General features: G+C 66.4%; 1 protein-coding gene. It reads left to right on the top strand.

What is annotated here, in order from left to right:
- Positions 1-1,039 (top strand): IS256 family transposase (locus SO140_RS46050; protein ID WP_498544213.1); only part of this gene is annotated, 1,039 nt, incomplete at its 3' end.

The raw sequence follows: 1,039 nt of genomic DNA, 5'->3' as shown, positions 1-1,039 counted from the left end.
ATGACCGACGACATGATGAACCTGCGGACGCTTGTAGAGAAGACCCCTGACGCCGATCTGCTGCGCGAGATGATCGGCTTTGCCGCCCACCGGCTGATGGAGCTCGAGGTCGAGGGACTGACCGGGGCGAGCTATGGCGAGAAGAGCCAGGAGCGTCTGGCGCAGCGCAATGGCTACCGCGACCGGACCTGGGAGACCCGCGCCGGCACGGTCGAACTGCGCATCCCCAAACTGCGCAAGGGCTCCTACTTCCCGGGCTTCCTCGAACCGCGGCGGATGGCCGAGAAGGCGCTCACTGCGGTGGTGCAGGAGGCCTACGTGCAGGGCGTCTCGACCCGCTCGGTCGACGACCTGGTGCAGGCGATGGGCATGACGGGGATCTCCAAGAGCCAAGTGTCGCGGCTGTGCGGCGAGATCGACGACAAGGTGAAGACTTTCCTGCAGCGGCCGATCGAAGGGGACTGGCCCTATCTGTGGATCGACGCCACCTACGTGAAGGTGCGGCAGAACGGGCGCATCGTCCCGGTCGCGGTCATCATTGCGGTCGGCGTCAACGGCGATGGCCGGCGCGAGGTTCTCGGCATGGACATCGGCCCCTCCGAAGCCGAGACGTTCTGGACCGCGTTCCTGCGCAAGCTCGCCCGCCGTGGCCTGCGCGGCGTCAAGCTGGTCGTGTCCGACGCCCATCAAGGGATCAAAGCTACAGTCGGAAAGGTCCTCAACGCCACCTGGCAGCGCTGCCGTGTTCACTTCATGCGCAACGCGCTGGCGCATGCCGGCAAGAGCGGGCGGCGCGTGGTCTCCGCCTTCATTGCCACCGCCTTTGCCCAGGACGATGCCGAGGCGGCGCGGGTGCAATGGCGCAAGGTCGCCGACCAACTCCGCCCCAAGCTGCCCAAGCTCGCGGCCTTCCTGGACGAGGCCGAGACCGATGTGCTGGCCTATATGAGCTTCCCTGCCGCGCACCGCGCCAAGCTGCACTCGACCAATCCACTCGAACGCGTCAACGGCGAGATCAAGCGACGAACCGAAGTGGTCG

The sequence above is a fragment of the Bradyrhizobium sp. UFLA05-108 genome (assembly GCF_059803455.1).
This window is presented reverse-complemented; position numbering and strand designations above follow the sequence as displayed.